23 protein-coding genes are annotated in these 22,845 nt (G+C 66.2%); 14 read left to right on the plus strand and 9 right to left on the minus strand.

Translation table 11 applies throughout. The features are described from left to right. The first annotated feature begins 130 nt into the window (after positions 1 to 130). From G5V65_RS07190 to G5V65_RS07210, 5 genes are all read left to right on the plus strand, one after another. Complete coding sequence (locus tag G5V65_RS07190) at positions 131 to 1,417, plus strand: NAD(P)/FAD-dependent oxidoreductase (protein WP_165048415.1); 1,287 nt, start codon at positions 131 to 133, stop codon at positions 1,415 to 1,417. Between the two features lie 85 nt (positions 1,418 to 1,502). Then, positions 1,503 to 2,408, plus strand: coding sequence for an aldo/keto reductase (locus G5V65_RS07195; protein ID WP_165048417.1), 906 nt, complete (start codon positions 1,503 to 1,505; stop codon positions 2,406 to 2,408). Beyond that, positions 2,405 to 3,478: an NAD(P)/FAD-dependent oxidoreductase gene (locus tag G5V65_RS07200; protein WP_165048419.1), complete on the plus strand. Its 1,074-nt coding sequence runs from the start codon at positions 2,405 to 2,407 to the stop codon at positions 3,476 to 3,478. The genes G5V65_RS07195 and G5V65_RS07200 overlap by 4 nt, the downstream gene beginning before the upstream one ends. A 90-nt stretch (positions 3,479 to 3,568) precedes the next feature. Next, entirely contained in the window at positions 3,569 to 3,922 is a 354-nt protein-coding gene (locus G5V65_RS07205) for a carboxymuconolactone decarboxylase family protein (RefSeq protein ID WP_165048422.1), read from the plus strand. Positions 3,923 to 3,978: 56 nt separating this feature from the next. Continuing rightward, entirely contained in the window at positions 3,979 to 4,803 is an 825-nt protein-coding gene (locus G5V65_RS07210) for a glycoside hydrolase family 25 protein (RefSeq protein WP_241250480.1), read from the plus strand. A gap of 22 nt (positions 4,804 to 4,825) precedes the next feature. Here the strand turns inward: G5V65_RS07210 and G5V65_RS07215 are convergent, their stop codons facing one another. From G5V65_RS07215 to G5V65_RS07235, 5 genes are all read right to left on the minus strand, one after another. Next, complete coding sequence (locus G5V65_RS07215; RefSeq protein WP_165048424.1) at positions 4,826 to 6,568, minus strand: methyl-accepting chemotaxis protein; 1,743 nt, start codon at positions 6,566 to 6,568, stop codon at positions 4,826 to 4,828. A gap of 204 nt (positions 6,569 to 6,772) precedes the next feature. Then, positions 6,773 to 9,271, minus strand: a complete 2,499-nt coding sequence (locus G5V65_RS07220) for a GcvT family protein (RefSeq protein WP_165048426.1) — start codon at positions 9,269 to 9,271, stop codon at positions 6,773 to 6,775. Between the two features lie 139 nt (positions 9,272 to 9,410). After that, complete coding sequence (locus G5V65_RS07225; RefSeq protein ID WP_165048632.1) at positions 9,411 to 10,202, minus strand: iron chelate uptake ABC transporter family permease subunit; 792 nt, start codon at positions 10,200 to 10,202, stop codon at positions 9,411 to 9,413. Continuing rightward, positions 10,195 to 10,974, minus strand: coding sequence for an ATP-binding cassette domain-containing protein (locus G5V65_RS07230; RefSeq protein ID WP_165048428.1), 780 nt, complete (start codon positions 10,972 to 10,974; stop codon positions 10,195 to 10,197). Before G5V65_RS07230 ends, G5V65_RS07225 begins: the two co-directional genes overlap by 8 nt. Then, positions 10,971 to 11,504, minus strand: a complete 534-nt coding sequence (locus G5V65_RS07235; protein WP_165048430.1) for a Fur family transcriptional regulator — start codon at positions 11,502 to 11,504, stop codon at positions 10,971 to 10,973. The genes G5V65_RS07230 and G5V65_RS07235 overlap by 4 nt, the downstream gene beginning before the upstream one ends. A 69-nt stretch (positions 11,505 to 11,573) precedes the next feature. Between G5V65_RS07235 and G5V65_RS07240 the strand changes: the two genes are divergently transcribed. Further along, positions 11,574 to 12,572: a zinc ABC transporter substrate-binding protein gene (locus G5V65_RS07240; RefSeq protein WP_165048433.1), complete on the plus strand. Its 999-nt coding sequence runs from the start codon at positions 11,574 to 11,576 to the stop codon at positions 12,570 to 12,572. A gap of 82 nt (positions 12,573 to 12,654) precedes the next feature. Next, positions 12,655 to 13,641 carry an aldose epimerase family protein gene (locus tag G5V65_RS07245; protein ID WP_165048435.1) on the plus strand — a complete coding sequence of 329 codons (987 nt, stop codon included), beginning with the start codon at positions 12,655 to 12,657 and terminating at the stop codon, positions 13,639 to 13,641. Here G5V65_RS07245 and G5V65_RS07250 read toward each other — a convergent pair. After that, entirely contained in the window at positions 13,638 to 14,891 is a 1,254-nt protein-coding gene (locus G5V65_RS07250; RefSeq protein WP_165048634.1) for a urate hydroxylase PuuD, read from the minus strand. The two genes, G5V65_RS07245 and G5V65_RS07250, sit on opposite strands and share 4 nt — an antisense overlap. A gap of 123 nt (positions 14,892 to 15,014) precedes the next feature. On the opposite strand from G5V65_RS07250, the gene G5V65_RS07255 reads away from it, so the two are divergent. The 4 genes from G5V65_RS07255 (at position 15,015) to G5V65_RS07270 (ending at position 17,351) form a co-directional block, all read left to right on the plus strand. Then, a complete protein-coding gene (locus G5V65_RS07255) occupies positions 15,015 to 15,953 on the plus strand; it encodes a LysR family transcriptional regulator (RefSeq protein WP_165048437.1) in 939 nt (312 codons plus the stop codon). Beyond that, positions 15,950 to 16,639: a hypothetical protein gene (locus G5V65_RS07260; protein WP_165048439.1), complete on the plus strand. Its 690-nt coding sequence runs from the start codon at positions 15,950 to 15,952 to the stop codon at positions 16,637 to 16,639. Before G5V65_RS07255 ends, G5V65_RS07260 begins: the two co-directional genes overlap by 4 nt. 65 nt (positions 16,640 to 16,704) lie before the next feature. Then, positions 16,705 to 16,920 carry a FitA-like ribbon-helix-helix domain-containing protein gene (locus G5V65_RS07265; RefSeq protein WP_165048441.1) on the plus strand — a complete coding sequence of 72 codons (216 nt, stop codon included), beginning with the start codon at positions 16,705 to 16,707 and terminating at the stop codon, positions 16,918 to 16,920. Further along, positions 16,917 to 17,351, plus strand: coding sequence for a PIN domain-containing protein (locus tag G5V65_RS07270; RefSeq protein WP_165048443.1), 435 nt, complete (start codon positions 16,917 to 16,919; stop codon positions 17,349 to 17,351). Before G5V65_RS07265 ends, G5V65_RS07270 begins: the two co-directional genes overlap by 4 nt. Here G5V65_RS07270 and uraH read toward each other — a convergent pair. Beyond that, the gene (gene uraH / locus G5V65_RS07275; RefSeq protein ID WP_165048445.1) at positions 17,327 to 17,686 is read right to left on the minus strand and encodes a hydroxyisourate hydrolase; all 360 of its coding nucleotides are present in this window, start codon (positions 17,684 to 17,686) and stop codon (positions 17,327 to 17,329) included. The genes G5V65_RS07270 and uraH overlap by 25 nt on opposite strands. A 155-nt stretch (positions 17,687 to 17,841) precedes the next feature. On the opposite strand from uraH, the gene puuE reads away from it, so the two are divergent. From puuE to G5V65_RS07290, 3 genes are all read left to right on the plus strand, one after another. Then, positions 17,842 to 19,257 carry an allantoinase PuuE gene (puuE, locus tag G5V65_RS07280; RefSeq protein WP_165048447.1) on the plus strand — a complete coding sequence of 472 codons (1,416 nt, stop codon included), beginning with the start codon at positions 17,842 to 17,844 and terminating at the stop codon, positions 19,255 to 19,257. Next, on the plus strand, positions 19,254 to 20,096 hold the full coding sequence (locus G5V65_RS07285) for a bifunctional allantoicase/(S)-ureidoglycine aminohydrolase (RefSeq protein WP_165048449.1): 843 nt from the start codon (positions 19,254 to 19,256) through the stop codon (positions 20,094 to 20,096). The genes puuE and G5V65_RS07285 overlap by 4 nt, the downstream gene beginning before the upstream one ends. A gap of 84 nt (positions 20,097 to 20,180) precedes the next feature. Then, positions 20,181 to 20,654, plus strand: a complete 474-nt coding sequence (locus G5V65_RS07290; RefSeq protein WP_165048451.1) for an ureidoglycolate lyase — start codon at positions 20,181 to 20,183, stop codon at positions 20,652 to 20,654. Between the two features lie 5 nt (positions 20,655 to 20,659). Here the strand turns inward: G5V65_RS07290 and G5V65_RS07295 are convergent, their stop codons facing one another. Together G5V65_RS07295 and bhcD are read right to left on the minus strand one after the other, a co-directional pair. Next, positions 20,660 to 21,634 carry a type I glyceraldehyde-3-phosphate dehydrogenase gene (locus tag G5V65_RS07295; protein WP_165048453.1) on the minus strand — a complete coding sequence of 325 codons (975 nt, stop codon included), beginning with the start codon at positions 21,632 to 21,634 and terminating at the stop codon, positions 20,660 to 20,662. Between the two features lie 202 nt (positions 21,635 to 21,836). Further along, a complete protein-coding gene (bhcD, locus tag G5V65_RS07300; protein WP_165048455.1) occupies positions 21,837 to 22,796 on the minus strand; it encodes an iminosuccinate reductase BhcD in 960 nt (319 codons plus the stop codon). Positions 22,797 to 22,845: the final 49 nt, after the last annotated feature.

The raw sequence follows: 22,845 nt of genomic DNA on the forward strand, positions 1-22,845 counted from the left end.
GTCAAAGGCCCGCAATCGCGGGCCTTTTTCCATTCTGCCGGTGCGAATCGTCGCAGGGTGAAAACGGGCGTTAATATTCCCATTTTTGAATGTATACTGCGGCATGCGAGTCACCGAGGGAGGGGATCTCATGGCACATGTCGTAGTTCTGGGCGCTGGCCTGGGCGGGGCCATCATGGCCTATGAACTGAAGGAACAGCTTCGCAAGGAAGACAAGGTCACCGTCGTGACCAAGGATCCGACCTATCACTTCGTGCCGTCCAATCCCTGGATCGCCGTCGGCTGGCGCGACCGGGAAGAGATCACCGTCGACCTCGCCCCCACCATGGCGAAGAAGGGCATCGACTTCATCCCTGTCGCCGCGGAAAAGCTGCATCCCGAAGAAAAGCGCATCGCGCTGGTGAACGGCCAGTCGGTATCTTACGACTACCTCGTCATCGCCACCGGCCCCGAACTCGCCTTCGATGAAATCGAAGGCTTCGGCCCGCATGGCGGCTTTACCCAATCCGTCTGCCACATCGACCACGCCGAAGAGGCGCGCAAGGTGTTCGAGGAACTGGTCAAGAACCCCGGCCCCGTCATCATCGGCGCGGCACAGGGGGCCTCCTGCTTCGGTCCGGCCTATGAATTCCTCTTCATCCTGGAAACCGCCCTGCGCCGGGCCAAGGTGCGCGACCGCGTGCCGATGACCTTCGTCACCTCCGAACCCTATGTCGGCCATCTGGGCCTTGACGGGGTGGGCGATACCAAGGGCCTCTTGGAATCCGAGATGCGCGCCAAGCACATCAAGTGGATCACCTCGGCCAAGGTGAAGAAGGTCGAACAGGGCAAGATGACGGTGGAAGAGATCGCCGATGACGGCACGTCGAAGGGCGAAAAGGAACTGCCCTTCGCCTTCTCGATGATGCTGCCCGCCTTCCGGGGGATCAAGCCGGTCTCGGGGATCGAGGGCCTGTCGAACCCGCGCGGCTTCACCATCGTCGACAAGCACCAGCAGAACCCGAAATACCCGGAAATCTTCGCCGTGGGCGTCTGTGTGGCGATCCCCCCGATGGGGCCGACGCCGGTGCCGGTTGGCGTGCCCAAGACCGGCTTCATGATCGAATCCATGGTCACCGCCACCGCCCACAACATCGGAAACCTCGTTCGCGGCAAGGAACCCGATCAGATCGGCACCTGGAACGCCGTCTGCCTGGCCGATTTCGGCGACGGGGGCATTGCCTTCGTGGCACAGCCCCAGATCCCGCCGCGCAACGTGAACTGGTCCTCGTCCGGCAAATGGGTTCACATGGCCAAGATCGGGTTCGAGAAATACTTCATCCGCAAGCTCCGGAAGGGCGTGTCCGAACCCTTCTACGAAACCCTCGCGCTCAAGACGCTGGGCATCGACAAGCTGAAGGAAACCCAGCAGGGCTGAGCCTGCCACGGATATGGCGAAGGCCGCCGCGAAAGCGGCGGCCTTCTGCTTTTCTTCCGCCGCGCGGCATGGCAGGTTCCGGCCCATGACGACGCCCTTTCCCCTTGCCTTCGGCTGCATGCAATTCGGCGGTCGCGCCGATGCCGCCGCATCCCGCGCCATGTATGATGCCTGCCGGGCCGCGGGGATCCGGCATTTCGACACCGCCCATGTCTATACCGACGGCCAATCCGAACGCCTGCTCGGCCAGTTCGCCCGCGGCGACGACATCTCCATCGCGACAAAGATCGGTTACGAAGGCGGCGCAGGGCGCGCCAATCTGATCCGGCAGTTCGAGGAAAGCCTCGGCCGTCTGGGCGCCGACTCGGTCGATCTTCTCTACATCCACCGCCATGACCCCGATACGTCCCTGGAAGAAACCCTTTCGCTGCTTGTCGAATGGCAGCAGGCGGGCCGCATCGCCCGGATCGGGCTGTCGAACTTCGCGGCCTGGCAGGTGATGAAGGCGCAGGCCACCGCCGCCCGCTTCGGCAGCCGGATCGACGTGATCCAGCCCATGTTCAACCTTGTGAAACGCCAGGCTGAAGTGGAACTCCTGCCCATGTGCGCCGACCAGCAGATCGCCGTTCATGCCTATTCCCCGCTGGGGGGCGGCCTGCTGACCGGGAAATACGCAAGCGGCGGCGCAGGCCGCCTGGCCGAGGACAGCCGCTATGCCGCCCGCTACGCCCCGGACGCGATGCACCGCGCCGCGCAGGGCCTTGCCGACATCGCCGCCGAAACCGGCACCCATCCCGCGACGCTGGCCGTGGCCTGGGTCATGTCCTGCCCGATCACGCCCGTGATCCCGCTGGTCTCCGCCCGCGATGCGGGCCAACTGGCCCCCTCCCTCGCCGCGGCGGGCTTTCCGCTGCCTGCCGATCTGCGCGCACGCATCTCGGCGCTCTACCCCGCCCCGCCCCCGGCCACCGATCGACTGGAAGAAGCATGACCGATTTCCTCATCATCGGCGGCGGCATCGCCGGCATCTCGGCTGCCGCCCGCCTGTCCGAACTTGGCTCTGTTATCGTGCTCGAGGCGGAATCCGCCCTCGCGCATCATGCCTCCGGCAGGTCGGCGGCCTTGTACGAACCGCGCTATGGCGCGCCTGCCGTGGTGGAACTCTCGCTCGCCTCCGAAGACCATTTCCGCGCGACCGAGAACATCCTCTCCCCCCGCGGCCTGATGAGCGTCGCCAGGGCCGACCAGCGTGCCGAATTCGATGCCGAGGTCCGGGATTTCCAACTCGACATCGTTTCCGTGGACGAGGCCCGCGCCATCGTCCCCGTGCTGAACCCCGATGTGGTGGCCTTCGCCGCCATTGCCGATCATGCCTGGGACATCGACACCGATCTTCTGCTGCAGGGCTTCGCGCGCGAGGCGAAGGCGCGTGGCGCGCAGATCGTCACGAATGCCCGCGTCACCGCCATCGCCAAGGGGGGCGAGGGCTGGATCGTCACCTCGGCGGCAGGCGAATTCACCGGCCGCCTGCTGATCAATGCCGCTGGTGCCTGGGTGGACGAGGTGGCCGCCATGGCCGCGATCCGCCCGCTGGGTTTCACCCCCAACCGCCGCTCCATGGCCCGCATCCCCGCCCCGGGCGGCCTCGATATCTCGGGCTGGCCGATGATCTTCGGCGCGGGCGAGGCATGGTATGCCAAGCCCGATGCCGGCGCGCTGATCGTCTCGCCCGCCGAAGAAGATCCGCAATCCCCGCATGATGCCTGGGCCGATGACATGGTCCTCGCCGAAGGGCTTGCCCGCTATGAAGAGATGGTCACCGAACCTGTCACAAGGCTGATCTCCAACTGGGCCGGGCTGCGCACCTTCGCCCCCGACCGGGTGCTGGTGATCGGGCCGGATGCGCGCGACCCCTCTTTCTTCTGGCTTGCGGGCCAGGGCGGCTATGGTTTCCAGACCTGCCCCGCAGCCAGCCGCCTTGCCGCCGATCTTGTCGGGGGCCGCCCGACCGGGCTGTCGGATGGCCTGCTTTCCGCCCTGGATCCGGCGCGGTTCGGATAAACATTCAACTTGTTGAATGTAATTTGACACACATCAAGGCAGGCAAGGCCCCGCCATCCTATCGGTCACCCAAAGGGAAAGGACCGACAGATGAGCTACAAGGCAAAGATTTCCGAGATGCGCGGCGAAATCCGCGTGATGAACAAGCTGATCCCCGATGCCGCCGCAGGTTTCGGCACGCTGTCCAAGGCGGTGAAGGAGAGCGGGCCGCTGTCCTTCAAGGAAAAGGAATACATCGCCCTCGCCATCGCCATCAGCCAGCGCTGCGAGCCCTGCATCAACTTCCATGTCGAAGCCCTGATGAAATCCGGCGCCACGCGTGAGGAACTGGGCGATGTGCTGGCCATGTCCATCCAGATGGGCGGTGGACCGGCGCTCATGTATGCCGCCCATGCGCTGGCCTGCTGGGATGAACTGGCCGCGCCCGCCGTGGCGGCGGAATAGCACCGCCCCGCGCAAAGGGAGGTGACAGGAAAGGGCGGATCGGTCAGCATCCGCCCATGACCCATCGCCTTGCCATCCGCAGTCTGGCCCCCGCCCTGATGACGCTGTTTCTGGCCGCCTGCATGGGGCCCGGGCCAGCGCCGACCCTGTCGACCGGGGCGCTCACCACGCCACTGGAACCGGCCATCACCCGCCGCAACTTTGCCGATGCGAAACCCGTCAGCTTCGGGCGCGGCGGCCCGCAGGATTACGCGGTGCATGGCATCGACGTGGCCCGCTTCCAGACGTCGATCGACTGGCGCGAGGCCCGCGCGAACGGGGTCAACTTCGCCTTCATCAAGGCCACCGAGGGCGGCGACCTGGTCGATCCCGCCTTCCGCGACAACTGGCGCGGCGCGGCCCGCGCCGGCGTGGCGCGCGGGGCCTATCATTTCTTCTACCATTGCCGCCCGGCCGCCGAACAGGCCGCCTTCTTCATCCGCAACGTGCCGCGCGCCCCGGGCGCGCTTCAGCCCGTTCTGGATATGGAATGGACACCCTTCTCGCCCACCTGCACCATCCGCCGCGCGCCCGAGGTGATCCGCTCCGAGGCGCGCATCTTCCTCGACATCGTCGAGGCGCATTACGGCCAGCGCCCGATCATCTATTCCACCGTGGATTTCTACCGCGAGAACGAGATGTGGCGCGTCGGCCCCTATCCGTTCTGGCTGCGCTCCGTCGCCGCCCATCCCGATGACATCTACGGCGGGCGGCACTGGACGTTCTGGCAATACACCTCCACCGGGCTGATCCCCGGCATCGCCGGCGAGGTGGATATCAACGTCTTCGACGGCTCTGCCGCCGATTGGGCGGCCTGGCTGGCGGCGAACCGCCAGCCCTGATCGCCGCCCCGTCTGCCGTGCCTCAGGCGCGGCGCTTCTCGGCTTCGGGCAGGGCAATCCCGCGCCCGGCCAGCATCGTGCTGATCTTGTCCATCAGATCGGTCGGAAGGCCCTCAAGGTTCAGCGGCCCGTTCGGCTTGGCCGGGCGGCGCAGCCGGAAATGGTTGATCGCCGCGCGCATCGCCTCGGACGAGGTCTGCAGCTCGGCCGCCCCTGCGGCCAACTGTTCGGCCTGGCTGCTTGTCGCTGTCGCCGCATTGGCCACTTCGCCGATGGCCGTGGTGATCTGCGCCACGGCCCGCGACTGTTCGTCCCCCGAACTCGCGATGCTGCCCACCAGCGTTTCCACCTCGGCGATGTCATGCGAAATCCGGTCGAAGGCGCGCCGCGTCTCATCCGCGATCGACACGCCCGAAGCCACGCGCTGCGATGCATCCTCGATCAGGTCGCTGCTTTCCCGCGCCGCCCGGGCCGACCGGCCCGCCAGATTGCGCACTTCCTGCGCCACCACCGCAAAGCCGCGCCCGTATTGCCCGGCCCGCGCCGCCTCGACCGCCGCATTCAGGGCCAGAAGATTCGTCTGGAAGGCGATCTCGTCGATCACCTTGATGATCTTGGCGATATCGTCCGAAGACGACCGGATCGCCTCCATCGCCTGCACCATCCCGATCACCTTGTCCTGCCCCTCTTTCGTGGCGGTCGAGGCAGAGCTTGCCCGATGGCTTGCCATATTGGCCGAGCTTGCATTGGCGCGAACCTGCGTATCCGTCTCTTCGGCCGAGGCGGAAATCTCGTCGACCGAGGTGCTTTGCACCTGCGCATTGTCGGCCAGCGAATGCGCGCTGGAGGCGATCTGATCCACCGTCGCCGTCACCTGCTGCACCTGATCGGAAATCTGGTGGAAGGTCTCGTTCAGCCCGGCATAGGCGCGCTCGAAGGCTTCCACGATCAGCCGGAATTCGCCCGGGAAATCCTCGGGCCGGATGTCGCGGTCCAGCCGCCCCTCGACGATGTCCACCGACATGGACTGGATCTCGCGGATGGTCCGGCGGAAGCTGGTGGCGATACCGTCCATGGCCTCGTTGATGAAGGCCCGATCCCCGCTGAAGCGTTCCAGTTCATAATCGAACCGGCCTTCTGCATAGGCCTCGACACAGGTGATGATCTTGCGCTTGGTGGCGATGTGATCCTTCACCATGTGGTTCACCCGCTCCACCACATCGGCGAAGACGGCGTTGAACTTGGCCGGATCAATGTACTCATGGATCCGACCGGCCTGATGGGCAACCGACATTTCCTTCAACTCGTGGACCAGCATCACGATCTGCGCCTCGTTCTCGGCGAATTCCGTCCTGTCCTGCCATTCCACCAGCATGCCCACAAGCTTGCCCGCCGCGTTGCGGTGCGGGATCACCCGAAACGCCAGCCGCCGCCCGCCGATGGTGAACTTGCCGTCATGCGGATCGGCGATGTCCGTCATGATCCGGCGCTGGTAGGACGGGTTCTTGTGGAAGAAGTCGATGGATTTGCCCACCACGTCGCGCGCGGTGAAATGCGGCAGGTCGCGGCGGATGTCCTCTTCGATCGCTTCGAACATCCGATAGCCCGCTTCGTTCACGAAGCGCACGATCATGTCGGGATCAGCCAGCATCACGGGGTTGGTCAGGTGATCAAGGGTGTGCAGCACCCCGATCTGCCCGGCGAGTGCCTCCAGATTCCCGTCCGCCAGGCCCTTGCCTGCGCCCCTTGCAACCGTCTCAGCCATAGAACCGTCCTTTTCGATACACGCAGTCGGCAGAATGACCTGCCCATCGCGAACCAGAACGGCATCCTGCAGGGATAGGTTAGGCGACCTCGCTCTGCGAAAGGATGGCAGGGTGGTATCAGAGGGATGGCCCCCCTTGCCTTCAAACGGAAACGGGGCACCGGACGCCTGTCCGATGCCCCGCAATTCCGCTTGGGCGGTGCGTCAGCCGTCGATGCGGATCCGCGCGTTGGACGGGTCGAAGGGGCTGTCCTCGGTCACCACCGCATCCCATTCCTGGCGCAGCATCTTGACCTTCAGCTTCGTGCCCACCTCGGCCAGATCCGGGCGCACATAGCCCATGCCGATCTGCTTGCCAAAGGCCACGGACCAACCGCCCGAAGTCAGACGGCCCACCTTCTCGCCGTTCAGCAGCAGCGCCTCCTTGCCCCAGGGATCGGCATCGGCAGGGCCGTCGATCAGCAGCGTCACGCATTTGCTGCGGATGCCGGTCTCCAGCATCTTCGCCTTGCCCCGGAACTCCTTGCCCAGATCGACGAACCGGTCCAGCGCGGCCTCAAGCGGGGTCGCGTCGCGGCCCAGCTCGTTGCCGAAGGCGCGGTAGGATTTTTCCTGCCGCAGCCAGTTCTGCGCGCGGGCGCCGACGCCCTTGAGCCCGTGCTTTTCGCCCACGGACCAGATCAGGTCCCAGAGGTAGCGGCCGAATTCGATGGGATAGTGGAGTTCCCAGCCAAGTTCACCCGTATAGGCCACGCGGACGGCGCGGACGGGGGCCATGCCCAGTTCGATGTCGCGGTAGGACAGCCACGGGAAGCGCTTGTTGCCCAGAACGGTGTCGGGGTTCGCGTCCTTGACGATATCCTTCAGCAGCGCGCGGGCGTTGGGGCCGGCAAGGGCGAAGACGCCCCATTGCGTGGTGATGTCGTGGATGTCGATGTAGCCGCCCCCGTTCGCCATCCAGTCTTCGGCAGACTTGATCAGGAAGTCGGCATCATAGGCCGTCCATGCGCCGGCGGAGATGAGGTAGTACTCGTTCTCTTTCAGGCGGACGATGGTGTATTCGGTGCGGGTCGTGCCGTGGTCGGTCAGGGCGTAGGTCAGGTTGATCCGGCCCACATTCGGCAGCTTGTTGCAGGTGAAGTGGTCGAGGAAGGCCGTTGCCCCCGGCCCGCGCACCAGATGCTTGGTAAAGGCCGATGCGTCGATGATCCCCACCGTGTTGCGCACCGCCTGCGCCTCGGCCTCGGCATATTGCCACCAGGCGCCGCGGCGGAAAGAGCGCGAGTCGTGGTCAAACGAAGCGGGCGCATCCTTGGGGCCATAATAGTTCGGCCGTTCCCAGCCGTTCACCTGGCCGAATTGCGCGCCCATCTCCTTTTGCCGGTCATAGGCGGGGGCGGTGCGCAGGGGGCGGCAGGCTTCGCGTTCTTCGTCCGGGTGGTGCAGGATGAAGACGTGTTCATAGCATTCCTCGTTCTTGCGGGCGGCATATTCGGTCGTCATCCAGTTGCCGTAACGCTTGGGGTCCAGCGAGGCCATGTCGATTTCGGCTTCGCCTTGCGTCATCATCTGCGCAAGGTAGTAGCCCGTGCCACCCGCCGCCGTGATCCCGAAAGAGAACCCTTCCGCAATCCACATGTTGCGCAGGCCCGGCACCGGGCCGACCAGCGGGTTGCCGTCGGGGGTATAGCAGATCGGGCCGTTGTAATCGTCCTTCAGGCCCACGGTTTCCGAAGACGGGATGCGATGGATCATCGACATGTATTCCGCCTCGATCCGTTCGAGATCAAGCGGGAAGAGGTCGGCGCGGAAGCTCTCCGGCACGTCATAGAGGAAGCGGGCCGGGGCGTTGCGTTCGTAAGGGCCAAGGATCCAGCCGCCACGCTCTTCGCGCACATACCATTTGGCATCGGCATCGCGCAGGACGGGGTGCTGCGGGTTGGTCTTGCGCCATTCCACCAGCGCCGGGTCCGGCTCGGTCACGATATACTGGTGTTCCACCGGAATGGCCGGGATCTTGATACCCAGAAGCCGCGCGGTGCGCTGGGCATGGTTGCCGGTCGCCGTCACCACATGCTCGGCATGGATTTCATAGGTCTCTTCCGTGGGCAGCAGGTTGCCGCCCTTGTCTTCCATCCGCGTGACCGAAACGATCCATTCCGACCCGGTCCAGCGATAGCTGTTGACCTGGATCTTCCGCTCGATCGTGGCGCCCAGTTGCCGCGCGCCCTTGGCCATGGCCTGCGTCACATCGGCCGGATTGATATAGCCGTCCTGCGGGTGATAGAGCGCACCCACCAGATCTTCCGTCCGCACCAGCGGCCAGCGATCCTTGATCTCCTTCGGCGACAGGAATTCGTGATAGACGCCGGCGGTTTCCGCAACCGACGAATACAGCATGTATTCATCCATCCGCTCCTGCCGCTGGGCCATCCGCAGGTTGCCCACGACATAGAAACCCGGGTTCAGCCCCGTCTCGGCCTCCAGCCCCTTGTAGAAATCGACGCTGTATTTGTGGATATGCGTCGTTGCGTAAGACATGTTGAACAGGGGCAGCAGCCCCGCCGCATGCCAGGTGGACCCTGCGGTCAACTCGTCCCGCTCCACCAGCATCGTGTCCCAGCCAGCCTTGGCAAGGTGATAGGCGATGCCGTTCCCGACGGCACCGCCGCCGACGACAAGGGCTTTGACATGGGTCTTCATGGGGCGACTCCGCGGATGGGTGTTTTGCCCCCTATCTGCCCGAACGCGCGGGGAACGGGCAAGACAACCCGACCCTTGGCAGACAAAAGCGACATGAGTGTAAAATGGGCGACTTCGCCGCAACCGGCAAAGGCGGGGATCAGCCCCGCCGCACCCGCCCGAACATCGCCGACAGCGCAAAGAGGATCGCCGCCGCCGCGATGATCGACGGCCCCGCCGGCGTGTCCTGCCACAGCGAAAGCTGCAGCCCCGCAAGCGCGGCCCCCGCGCCCAGCAGCGTGGCCAGAACCGCCATCCGTTCCGGCGTGCGCGACAGGCCGCGCGCGGCGGCCGCGGGAATGATCAAGAGCGCCGCGATCAGCAGCGCCCCCACCACCTTGATCGCCACCGCCACCACCACCGCCAGCGCGACCGTCAGGATCAACCGCTCCCGCGCCGGATCAAGACCCGAGGCATGGGCCAGATCCTCGTTCAGCGTCGTCGTCAGCAGCGCCTGCCAGCGCCAGGCCAGCAGCGCCAGCACAACCGCCGCCCCGCCCCAGACATAGGCCAGATCGGCCCGCGATACCGCCAGGATATCGCCGAAAAGCCAGGCCGACAGGTCGGTGCGCGCGCCCGGAACGAAACTCACCGCCACCAGCCCGAAGGCCAGCGCCGAATGCGCCAGCACCCCCAGCGTCGTATCCATCGCCCAGCCCCGCGCCGCCAGCGTCGCCACCGTCACCGCCATCGCGAGTGCCACCACCAGCGTGCCAAAGGTCACCGGCAGGTCAAACGCCAGGGCCAGCGCCACCCCCAGAATGGCCGCATGGGCCGTGGCATCGCCGAAATAGGCCATCCGCCGCCACACGACAAAGGATCCAAGCGGCCCGGTCGCCAGCGACAGCCCCACCCCGGCCAGTGCCGCCCGGATCAGGAAATCGTCAAGCAGGGTGGTGATCATGGTCATGCCCGTGGTCGTGATGGTGGTGATGCGCATGTCCCTCGCCCGCGTCATGGCTGTGGTCATGCACATGCTGATACAGCGCCAGCGCGCCCTGCGTCCCAAGCCCGAACAGCGCCCGGTATTCCGGCGCCGAAGACACCACGCGCGGCGTTCCCTCGCAGCAGATATGCCCGTTCAGGCAGATCACCCTGTCGGATGCCGCCATGACCACATGCAGATCATGGCTCACCATCAGCACCGCCACCCCCGTCTCGCGGCGGACATCCTCGATCAGCCGATAGAACGCCGCCTCGCCCGGCTGATCCAGCCCCTGCGTCGGCTCGTCCAGGATCAGCAACTGCGGCCGCGCCAGCAGTGCCCGCGCCAGCAGCACGCGTTGGAACTGCCCGCCCGACAGATCCGCCATCTGCCGCCCCGCCACCTCGGGCACGCCCACCCGCGCCAGCGCCGCCGCCGCATCCCGATCCGCCACCCGCCGCGGCAGCGACAGGAACCGCCGCACCGTCATCGGCAGCGTCCGGTCGATCGCCAACCGCTGCGGCACATAGCCGATCACCAGCCCCGCCCGCCGCGTCACCCGGCCCGAAGCCGCGGGAACTATCCCCAACAGCGACCGCAGCAGGGTGGACTTGCCCGATCCGTTCGGCCCCAGGATGGTGACAATCTCGCCCGGTTGCACCGACAGGCTGACATCCGTCAGGATCGCCTGCCCTTCCAGCCGCACCGACAGATGTTCTGCCGTGATCAGGCCGCTCATTCCCCTGCCCCCCGGCAGGCCGGACACAGCCCCAGCGCCTCGATATTGGACCGCTCGATCAGGAAGCCCATTTCCGCCGCCGCCCCATCCAGCGCCGCACGCACGGCTGCGGCGGGGGCCTCGGCCACATGGTTGCAGTGCCGGCAGATCAGAAAGGCCGGGGCATGGGCCTCGCCCGGATGCATGCAGGCGGCAAAGGCATTCAGCCGCCGGATCCGATGGGCCAGCCCATTCTCCACCAGAAAATCCAGCGCGCGATAGGCCACCGGCGGCTGATTCCCGAACCCTTCCGCCGCCAGGCGCTGCAACACGTCATAGGCCCCCAGCGCGCGATGCTCTTCCAGCAGAATCTCCAGCACCCGCCGCCGCACCGGCGTCAGCCGCGCCCCCTGCGCATTGGCCAGCGCCTCGGCCCGGGCCAGCACGTCACCCGAACAATGGCTGTGATCGTGGCGCGCGAAGGCCACTTCCGGCGCCGCATGGCAGCCCGGGCAATCATCGGAATGAACATGCGGTCTCGACTGCGCCATGCGGGCCTCTTGACATGTTATCTTATAACATAGATAGGCCCTGCATCAGCTACAGGAAGGGCCCTGCCGATGCGTTATATCATATCTCCCGCAGTTGCCAGCCTCGCCATCGGCCTTCCCGCCCTGGCCGAAGTGCCCCGCGTCATCACCGATATCCACCCTGTCCACGCGCTGGTCGCGCAGGTGATGGGCGATCTCGGCAGCCCGGACCTGCTGCTCGACCGTGGCGCAAGCGCGCATGACTTCCAGCTTCGCCCCTCGCAGGCGGCAAACCTCGCGGATGCCGATCTGGTGGTCTGGATCGGCCCGGAACTGACACCATGGCTGGATCGCGCGCTGGATGGCCTTGGCGAAGGCAGCGCGCGCCTCGAACTACTTGATGCGCCCGGAACCCTGACGCGCAGCTATTCGGAAGATGGCGCACATGGCGCGGAAGGCACCCATGATCACGCCGCGCATGAAGCCGAAGCAGATCACGATCACGATCACGCAGGGCACGACCACGACGCCGAAGAGGCCGGACATGATCACGGCCACAGCCACGACGGCACCGATCCCCATGCCTGGCTCGATCCGGCAAATGCGCAGGTCTGGCTTTCCGCAATCGCCGCCGAACTCTCGCGCCTCGATGCCGAAAATGCCGCAACCTATGCGGCCAATGCCGATGCCGCCATCGCGCGTATCGCCCAACTCGACAAGGACATCGCCGCGATCCTGGCCCCGGCACAGGGCAAGCCGCTGGTCGTCTATCACGATGCCTATGGCTATTTCGCCGCCCATTACGGGCTTTCCGTCTTCGGCTCTGTCGCCCTGGGCGATGCCACCTCGCCCGGCGCCGCCCGCCTTGCAGACCTGCGCGCCGGTGTCGAAGGTCAGACACGTCTCTGCCTTTTCCCCGAGGCGCAGCACGATCCCGCGCTTGTCCTGCAACTTGCCGAAGGCACAGATGCCACGGTGGGCGGCGCACTCGATCCCAACGGTTCGTTGCAGGATCCCGGTCCCGATGCCTTCGACGGCATGATGCGCAGCCTTGCCACCACCATCGCCGATTGCGCCAGCGGCGGCTGATTGCGCGAGGTCGGGCCTTGGCGCTTGACCTGACCCAACACAGGGGCCACCACTGAACCCGGCCAAAGGCTGGGGGGAACGGATGACAGAGCGGCAATTGGGGATCGCACCTTTCGGGCGCACGAGCGCGGGCGAACCCGTGCAGCAGGTCACGATCGGGCGTGACGGGCTTTGCGTCTCGCTGCTCACCTTCGGGGCCGTGCTGCATGGGGTCTGGCTGGAGGGAACCGCGCGCAACCTGACACTCGGCTCCGACCGGCTGTCCGATTACGAAGGCGCGATGTGCTATCACGGCGCGCTCGTTGGCCCGGTGGTCAACCGCATCAGCCATGCCCGCACCCGCATCGCCGGGCAGGATCTGCGCCTTGAGGCCAATCAGGATGGCCGCCACTGCCTGCATTCGGGCTCCGCCGGCACATATCGCAAGGTCTGGCACCTGGCCGAGGTGACGGAAGAGTCGCTGCGCCTGGAACTCGACCTTCCCGATGGCGAAGGCGGCTTCCCCGGCAATCGCCGCGTCGCGGCCACCTACCGCGTCGAAGGGGCCAGCCTGCACCTTCATGTTCATGTCACCACCGACCGGGCCACCCCGGTCAACTTCGCCAATCACAGCTACTGGAACCTCGACGGCAGCGAAAGCTGGGCAGGCCACCGCCTCTGGATCGACGCGGACCGCTACCTTCCCACCACCCCCGATTTCACCCCGACCGGCGAAATCCGCCCTGTCACGCAGGATGACATGGATTTCCGCAAACCCCGCCGGATCGAGCCGGGCGTGAACCATTTCGACAACAACTTCTGCCTGTCAGACCACCGCGCCCCCCTGCGCGAGGTGCTGCGCCTGAACGGCCAGTCGGGCATCGGCATGACGGTTTCCACCACCGAACCCGGCATTCAGGTCTATGACGGGCGCAATGCCATCCGCCCCGGCAGATCCCCGCATGAGGGCCTCGCGATCGAGGCGCAGGCCTGGCCGGATGCACCCAATCAGCCGGGCTTTCCCTCGATCCTGCTGGAAACGGGCGAGACCTACATGCAGCACACGGTCTGGCGCTTCGGGCGCGGCTAGCCGTCCACCCCGCCCTGCCCCGCGCTGCGGAACCAGTCGATGATCGCCGCGCGTTCCTCGGGTTCCATATAGGTCAGGTTGGCGGGGGGCATCGCATGCGACAGCCCCGCCTGCAGATAGATCCGCCGCGCCTCGGCGGCGATCTGGGCGGGCGTTTCCAGCACCACACCCTTGGGCGCCCAGTGCATCCCCTCCCAGGCGGGTTCCGCCGCGTGGCACATCGAACAGCGCCCCTGCACGATGCTGACCACATCCTCGAACCCGCCGGCCGAGGCATAGGTCAGCGCCGCCCCCGACAGGGCCGCCCCCGCGCCCTCCTCCTCGCCGCCCGGGCGCAGTGCCATGGGCGCCGTCGACAGCCAGGCGATGATCAGGAATAGCACCGCCGTCGCGGCCCATGTCCAATGTGGGCTGCCCTTGCGCGCATGCTGGGTGTTGAACCAGTGCCGGATCGTCACCCCCATCAGGAAGACAAGGCTTGCGATCAGCCAGTTCCACTCCGTCGCAAAGACCAGCGGATAATGGTTCGACAGCATCAGGAACAGCACGGGCAGCGTCAGGTAATTGTTATGCGTGCTGCGCTGCTTGGCGATCTTGCCGTATTTCGGGTCGGGCGTGCGGCCCGCCTTCAGATCGGCCACCACGATCTTCTGGTTCGGAATGATCACCATGAACACGTTGGCCGACATGATCGTCGCCGTGAAGGCCCCCAGATGCAGCAGCGCCGCGCGCCCCGTGAACACCTGCGTATAGCCCCAGGCCATCGCCACCAGCACGGCAAACAGCGCCACCATCAGCAGCGTCTGGTTCGCATTCACGAAGACCCGGCACAATGTCGTGTAGATCCCCCAGCCCAGCGCCAGCGACCCCACCGAAATCGCCACCGCCTGCCATGTCGCCAGTTCCATCACATTGGCGTCGATCAGATACATGTCGGCGCCAAGGTAATAGACCAGCACCAGCATGGCGAAACCCGAAAGCCAGGTCGCATAGCTTTCCCATTTGAACCAGGTCAGATGTTCGGGCAGGCGTTCGGGGGCCACCAGATATTTCTGGATGTGATAGAACCCGCCGCCATGCACCTGCCATTCCTCGCCATGCGCCAGGTCCGGCATCCCCGGCGCCTTGCGCAGCCCAAGGTCCAGCGCAATGAAATAGAAGGACGATCCGATCCAGGCGATGGCCGTGATCACATGCGTCCAGCGCGCCGCGATCTCCACCCACTCCCACAGCACGGCCCAATCATAGATGCCTTCCATCGGCGCGGCTCCCTTGTCATTGTCGCGAAAGGCTATACCGATGCCCATTCGCCTGTTAATCCTTCAAATGCCCAAGCACTTTCAAACTGGGGCAAAGAATGGGGACGGGCCGCCATGTCCTATGTGAACAACATCCGAATGTTCGTGCGTGTCTATGAATTGGGCAGCATGAGTGCGGCAGCACGCGATCAGCGCTGCTCGCCCGCTGTCGCCTCGGCCCGTATCTCGGAGCTGGAAAAGCATCTGGGCGTCCGCCTCTTCAACCGCACGACGCGCAGCCTGCAACCCACCGAGAATGGCCGCATCTTCTATGACGGCGCGCGAAAGGTGCTGGAATCGATAGACGAGGCCGAGGCCGCCGTCATGGACGTGACCCAGAACCCGCGCGGCACCATCTTCATCGCCGCACCCCTGGGCATCGGGCGGCGCTTCATCGCGCCCCATGTCCCCACCTTCAAGGATCTCTATCCCCAGATCGACCTGCGCCTGCGCCTGTCGGACCGGGTGATCGACGTCACCGCCGAAGGGCTCGACATCGCCTTCCACCTTGGCCTGCTTGAGGATTCCACCCTCAAGGTCCGCCTCATCGCCGATTGCCCGCGCATCCTCTGCGCTGCCCCCTCCTACATCGCCCGCCGCGGCATGCCCGCCGATGGCGCGGCGCTGGTCAGCGACCGGCACGATTGCCTGAACCTGCGCTTTCCGGGTGCCAAGGAATTCCAGTGGAACCTCCTCACCCCCGAAGGCCCCCGCCGGTTTGAAATCGCCGGTCCCTTCGAATCGGATGATGGCGATGTGCTGACGGGATGGGCGCTTGATGGCTGGGGCATCGTGATGAAGCCGATCTTCGAAGTGGCCGAACACCTCAAGCAGGGTCGCCTTGTTCCCGTGGCCCAGGCCACGCCGCCCCTGCCCACGCAGCTTTCCGTCCTGTCCCAGCATCGCCGCCTCAAGGATCCCAAGGTCCGCCTCTTCACCGATTACATCATCGCCCGCATCAAGGCCGACATGGCCGAAAGGATGGAGGGGATCGCCCCCCTCATTGCCCGTTGACACTGGGCGCCGTGACGCTGGCCTGCCTGCGTGACGCGCCCCCTTTCCGCGTCGAATTCGCCGAAAGCGGGGGCGAGGATCTGGTGATCGCCTTTTCCAGCATCGGCCATGATCCCGCCCGCATGCCCGCGCCGGAATTCCAGTCCGCCGCCCGGGCCGGCAATCGGCGCGCCCTCTTCATCATGGATGAAAGCCGAAGCTGGGGCCTGCACCCCGATTTCGCGCCAATGCTCCGCACCGCCCTTGCCGCGGCACGCCCGGCCCGGAACCGCATCGCCATCGGCTCCTCCATGGGGGCGGTCTGCGCATTGCGGGCGGCGCATCTTGCCCCCCTCTCCGCCGTTCTGGCCATCGGCCCGCAATCCGATCTCGCCGATCCGCGCTGGAGGCACCTGACCGCGGGGCTTCCCGATCCCGGCCCGCCCATGCCCGTTCCCGGTGTCTGGACCATCCTCTTTCACGGTCTCGCCGATGATCGCGCGCAGGCGGCAGGCTTTCCCGCCGCGCCGGGCATGGATCACCTGCTTTTCCCCGGCATCCCCCATTCCAACCTTGCCCGCCACCTGCGCGCCGCGGGCGTCCTGCAGGGCCTGATCGACGCCGCCTGCGCGGGCGACCGCCGCCGCCTCCTGCGCATCGCCACATCCGCAGGTGGGGTTCGCCGCGGCAAAGGTATGGGTCTCTGAGAACGCCTTAAGATATCAATGATGTCAGTCGTTGCCCTTTCCAGAAGACGGAAAGGGACATCACCATGGCCAGCATCATCATCCGCAACCTCGAAGACGACGTCAAAGCCCGCCTGAAGCTGCGCGCCGCCCGGAAGGGCCGCTCGATGGAGGAAGAGGCCCGCGACGCCCTGCGCCAATCCGTCGGCTCCATCCATCCCCGCAGCGATCTGGGCACGGCCATCGCCGCCCGCTTCGCCGCGCTGAATGTCAGCCTGCCGCTGATGGACCGACGCGCATGATCCTTCTCGATACGCCGGTGATATCGGCCCTGATGGACCCGGCCCCCGATGCCCGGATCCTGTCCTGGTTCGCAGGCAACCCCGCCGCCCGTCTGCACATCTCCACCGTGACCGAGGCCGAACTCCTCGCCGCCGCCGCCCGCCTGCCCGATGGCCTGCGCCAGCGCACCATCGCCCAGATCGACGCCATGGTGGCCGAGGATTTCGCTGGCCGCGTCCTGCCGCTCGACAGCGCCGCCGCCCGTGACCTTGCCGCGATCCTGGCCCGCGCGGCGCGCACCGGGCAATCCATCCCCATGGTCGCCGCCCAGAACGCGGCCATCGCCCGCGCCAATGGCGCAAGGCTTGCCACCCTGAACCCGAATGCCTTCGCGGGCACCGGCGTCGACCTGATCAATCCGCTGGATCAGGAACCGCGATACGTGGAATAGGCAAAGGGCGATATCAGCAGGGGCACATGATAATGCTGCCCCGCATCCGGCACGCCAAAGCGGATGGGGATCTGATCAAGGAAGAGCACGCCCTCCCCCGCCTGCCCCGAGGCCCGCAGATAATCGCCAGCAAAGAAGACCAGTTCGTAACTGCCTTCCTTCAGCGCCGCCCCCGTCAGCATCGGCGCATCGGTCCGCCCATCGGCATTCGTCACCGTCTCGGCGATCTTGCTGTGGGAATTGCCGCTTACCCGGTAAAGCGCGATCCTCACCCCCGCGGCGGGTTTCCCGCGCGCCGTGTCCAGAACATGGGTCGTCAACCGTCCGCCGCTCATGCCATCCTCCTGCCTTGCCCTTGCATCCTAACCGCATTCCCAGCGTTCAGGCGACCGGATCCCCCCCGGATAGGTCTTTCAGGCATTTTTTGATAAACCCCGCCCGCTTTCCCGCCTAAGCTTCGATCAACACAGCACAAACGGGGATCACCGACGTGAACCGCTACCCGCGCGATTTCCGGGGCCATGGCCCCAACCCGCCCGATGCACAATGGCCCGGGGGCGCAAGGATCGCGATCTCCCTCGTCCTCAACTACGAAGAGGGCGGCGAAAACAACCTCCTCCACGGCGACGCCCAGTCCGAGGCGTTCCTGTCCGACATCGCTGGCGCCGCCCCCTGGCCTGGCCAGCGCCACTGGAACATGGAATCGATCTACGACTACGGCGCACGCGCTGGCTTCTGGCGTCTGCACCGCCTGTTCACCGAACGCGCCCTTCCCGTCACCATCTACGGCGTCACCTCCGCCCTCGCCCGCAACCCCGAACAGGTGGCGGCGATGAAGGCGGCAGGCTGGGAAATCGCCTCCCACGGTCTGAAATGGGTCGATCACCGCGACATGCCCGAAGAGGTCGAACGCGCCCAGATCGCGGACTCCTTCCGCCTGCACGAAGAGGTGGTCGGCGAACCCCCGCGCGGCTGGTATACGGGCCGCTGCTCCATGAACACCGTCCGCCTGACGGCCGAAACTGCCCGCCTCGACTGGATCTCCGACACCTATGACGACGACCTGCCCTACTGGCTGGAAGCAGGCGACCGCGACCAGCTCGTGATCCCCTACACGCTCGAGGCGAACGACATGCGCTTCGCCACTGCGCCGGGATATATCGAGGGCGAGCAGTTCTTCACCTATCTCCGCGACACGTTCGACACGCTCTATGCCGAAGGGCAAGAGGGCCGCGCCAGGATGTTCTCCATCGGCCTCCACTGCCGCCTGATCGGACGCCCCGGCAAGATCGCGGGGCTGAAGCGCTTCCTCGACTATGCACAAGGCCATGAAGGCGTCTGGTTCGCCCGCCGCATCGACATCGCGCGCCACTGGGCCGCCACCCACCCGCACCAGCGCATCGAACGCCCCTCGCAGATGAGCCGGGAACGCTTCGTCGAACGCTTCGGCGGCATCTTCGAACATTCCCCCTGGATCGCCGAAGGCGCATGGGCGCTGGAACTCGGCCCCGCGCATGATTGCGCCACGGGCCTGCACAACGCGCTTGCGCGCATCTTCCGCAGCGCCTCGCCCGACCAACGCCTCGCCGTCCTGCGCGCGCATCCCGATCTGGCGGGCAAACTCGCCGCCGCGAAACGCCTGACACCCGAATCCACGTCGGAACAGGCCAGCGCCGCGCTCGACGCGCTCACCGATGAAGAACGCGCCACCTTCCAGCGCCTGAACTCGGACTATGTCGCCAAGCACGGCTTCCCCTTCATCATCGCCGTGCGCGACAACACCAAGGCCACGATCCTGAACGCCTTCGCCACCCGCATCGGCAACGACACGGCGACCGAATTCGCCACCGCCTGCGCGCAGGTCGAACGCATCGCCGAACTTCGCCTCAAGGATATCCTGCCATGACCGGCTATTACGCCCCGACCGGGGGCCTTCCCCCACAGACCAGCCTGATGACAGGCCGCGCCATCTTCACCACGGCCTATGCCTTCATCCCCAAAGGCGTCTTTTCCGACATCGTCACCAGCTACCTGCCGGGCTGGACGAAAACTCGCCTCTGGCTGATCGCGCGCCCCATGACCGGCTTTTCCGAAACCTTCAGCCAATATGTGATGGAGGTCGCCCCCGGCGGCGGCTCCGACGCGCCCGATGCCGAAACGGGCGCAGAACATTGGCTCTTCTTCACCCATGGCCTCGCCACCCTCACCATCGGCGACCAGGCGCAAGAGGTGGAGTCGGGCTCCTACGCCTACATCCCTCCCGGCACGCCCTGGAAACTGCTCGCCGAAGGCGCGGAACCCACGCGCTTCCACTGGCTGCGCAAACTCTACGAACCCGCCCCCGGCATCGCCACGCCCGACCCGATCCTGATCAACGAACGCGATCTCGCCCCCATCGCCATGCCCGATACCGAAGGACGCTGGGCCACCACCCGTTTCGCCGATCCCGCCGACCTTCGCCACGATGCCCATGTGAACATCGTGACCTTCCAGCCGGGCGGCGTGATCCCCTTCGAAGAGACGCATGTGATGGAACACGGCCTCTTCGTCCTTGAAGGCAAGGCCGTCTACAAATTGAACCAGGACTGGGTCGAGGTCGAGGCCGGCGATTTCATGTGGCTCCGCGCCTATTGCCCACAGGCCTGCTATGCCGCTGGCCCCGGTCCCTTCCGCTATCTCCTTTACAAGGATGTCAACCGCCACGCCAAACTGCGCGGCCCGGGCGCCTTCGGCCCGCCGCGCTGAACCCCTTTCGCCCCCCGCTTCATCTTGGCCCAAATACCCCGGGGGGTGCGGGGGGCAGGCCCCCCGCTCCGACAGGCATCACCCATGCGACAGATCAGAACCGAACCCCTTGCCGCCGCCGCCTTCGCCCCTTTCGGCGACGTGCTGGAGGCATCGGGCGACTTCCGCCTCATCAATGCAGGCCTCTGCCGCCGCCACCATGACCGCGCCCTGATGGACTTCGGCCCCGAAGGCCGCGCCGGCCTTTCCATCTTCAAGGCCGAAGCCCGCGCGCTGCCCTATGAATTCGACCTGATCGAACGTCACCCTGACGGATCACAGGCCTTCCTGCCCATGACCGCCGACCCCTTCCTCGTCATCGTGGCCGAAAGCCCGGCCCACAGCCCCCGCGCCTTCCTCACCGACGGCACGCAAGGCATCAACCTGCATCGCGGCACCTGGCATGGCGTCCTCACCCCCCTCCACCCGCCCGGCCTCTTCGCCGTGGTGGACAGGATCGGCCCCAGCCCGAACCTTGAGGAATACCGCTATCCCAGCCCCTGGACCGTGATCGCCTGAGGCGATCACCCCATCAACCGCGCCACATCCAGCATCCGGTTGGAAAAGCCCCATTCATTGTCATACCAGCCAAAGACGCGCAGCATCCCACCGCCCGTCACCCGCGTCTCGGGGCAGGCCATCACGATGCTTTCGGGCCGCGCGCGCAGGTCCGTCGATACCAGCGGCCGATCCGTCGCGCCGATCACCCCCCCCGCCGCCCGCAGCGCCGCATTGACCTCTTCCGCGCTCACGGCCTGCGCCGTCATCACCGCCAGATCGACGCAAGACACGGATGCCGTCGGCACCCGCACCGCCGATCCCTCGATCCGCCCCGCGATCTGCGGCAACACCACATCCAGCAAGCGGCTGGCCGAAGTCGTCGTCGGCACCATCGACAGCGCCGCCGCCCGCGACCGCGGGTAATCCGCCGCAGGCGCATCCACCGTGGGCTGGCTGCCGGTATAGCAATGGATCGTCGTCATCGACCCCGTCACCACGCCCCAATGATCGTCGATCAACCGCGCCAGCGGCGCCAGCGCATTGGTCGTGCAGGATGCGTTCGACACGATCGCCTGCCGCGCCAGCGCCCCCACATTCGCCCCCAGAACCACCGTCACATCCGCCGCCTTCGACGGCCCCGAAACCAGCACCCGCCGCGCCCCCGCGCGCAGGCCCCGCTCCGCCACGTCCCGCGCATCGGCACGGCCCGTACATTCCATCACCACATCCACCCCCGCCAGTGAAAGGGATGAGATATCCGCCGTCCGGTGCAGCGGGATCGCCCGCCCATCCACCACCAGCGCCCCGCCCTCCAGCGCGACTGTCCCGCGCCAGGGCCCGAAGACGCTGTCATATTCAAAGAGATAGGCGCACATCTCGGCCGCCGCGATGTCGTTGATCCCGACGATCTCCAGCCCCGGCCATTTCGCCGGGGATTGCAGCGCCGCCCGCAGTACAGACCGCCCGATCCGACCGAACCCGTTGATGAAGACGCGCATGTGATCAGCCCCCCGCCCGATGCGCCAGTCAGACCATGCCCCCGCGGGGGGTTCAATGCCTGTAATGAAATATGATCAAAAGCGGAGTTTGACGCAAACTCCGGACCGGTTCCTGACACAGGAACCGCCACCAGATATTGCGCTTACCTGCCCAACCGATTTCTGCGTGCAGAAATCGTCGCGAAATCTGCGCCAGATTTCGCTAGACCGACACCTCCACCCCCAGCCCGCGCTCCCGCGCGCGCGTCACGGCCACCGCCGCCACCGCCAGATCCTGCAACCCCACGCCCGTCCCGTCGAAGAGCGTGATCTCCTCATCCGACCGCCGCCCCGCATCCGCCCCGGCCAGCACCGCGCCCAGAGGCACGATGTCCGCACCCGCCACCAGACCCGCCGCCACCGCGTGCTGCGCCTCGCCGATGGATACCGACTGCGCCACCTCATCCGTGAACAGCCGCGCCTTGGCGACCAGCGCCACCTGCACCTCCTGTTTGCCCTTGGTGTCGGTCCCCATGCAGGCCAGATGCGCACCCGGCGCGACATGGGCCGCCATCAGCGACGCCGCAGGCGACGAGGTGATGGTGATGATCGCATCCGCCTCCACCATCCGCTCCAGCCCCACCGCCTCGAAAGGCAGGCCCAGTTCCTCTGCCACCGCGCCCAGCTTCGGAAGCATCTCGGGATGCAGGTTCCACGCGATCACCCGATCCCAGTCCCGTACCCGCGCCGCCGCGCGCAACTGGAAGCCCGCCTGATGCCCCGCCCCCACGACGCCCAGCACCCGCGCCTCCCGCCGCGCCAGCCGGTCGATGGACAGGGCCGAAGCCGCCGCCGTGCGCAGCGCGGTCAGAAGGTTTCCCCCCACCATTGCCGTGGGGCGCCCGGATTCCGGATCGAACAGGTAGACCGTCGACTGGTGATTGGTGATCCCGCGCGCCATGTTGCCGGGGAAATACCCCCCGGCCTTGACGCCCAGCATCCCGCCCGCCCGGTCCAGCCCTGACTTGAACCCGTATTGCCGCCCCTCGCCCAGCGCCTCACGCACCACGGGAAAATTATAGGCCTCACCCCGCGCCATGGCGGCAAAGGTCGCCGCCACCGCCGCAAAGGCATCCTCGGGCGAGACGAGGTCGGCGATCAGCGCCTCGGGAACGATCAGCATAGCATATCCTTGCCGGAGTTCTGGTCTCTCGGGCCGCGCGGGGGGAGCC

It is taken from the genome of Paragemmobacter kunshanensis, from assembly GCF_011059185.1.
In the GTDB taxonomy this organism is placed as follows: domain Bacteria; phylum Pseudomonadota; class Alphaproteobacteria; order Rhodobacterales; family Rhodobacteraceae; genus Paragemmobacter; species Paragemmobacter kunshanensis.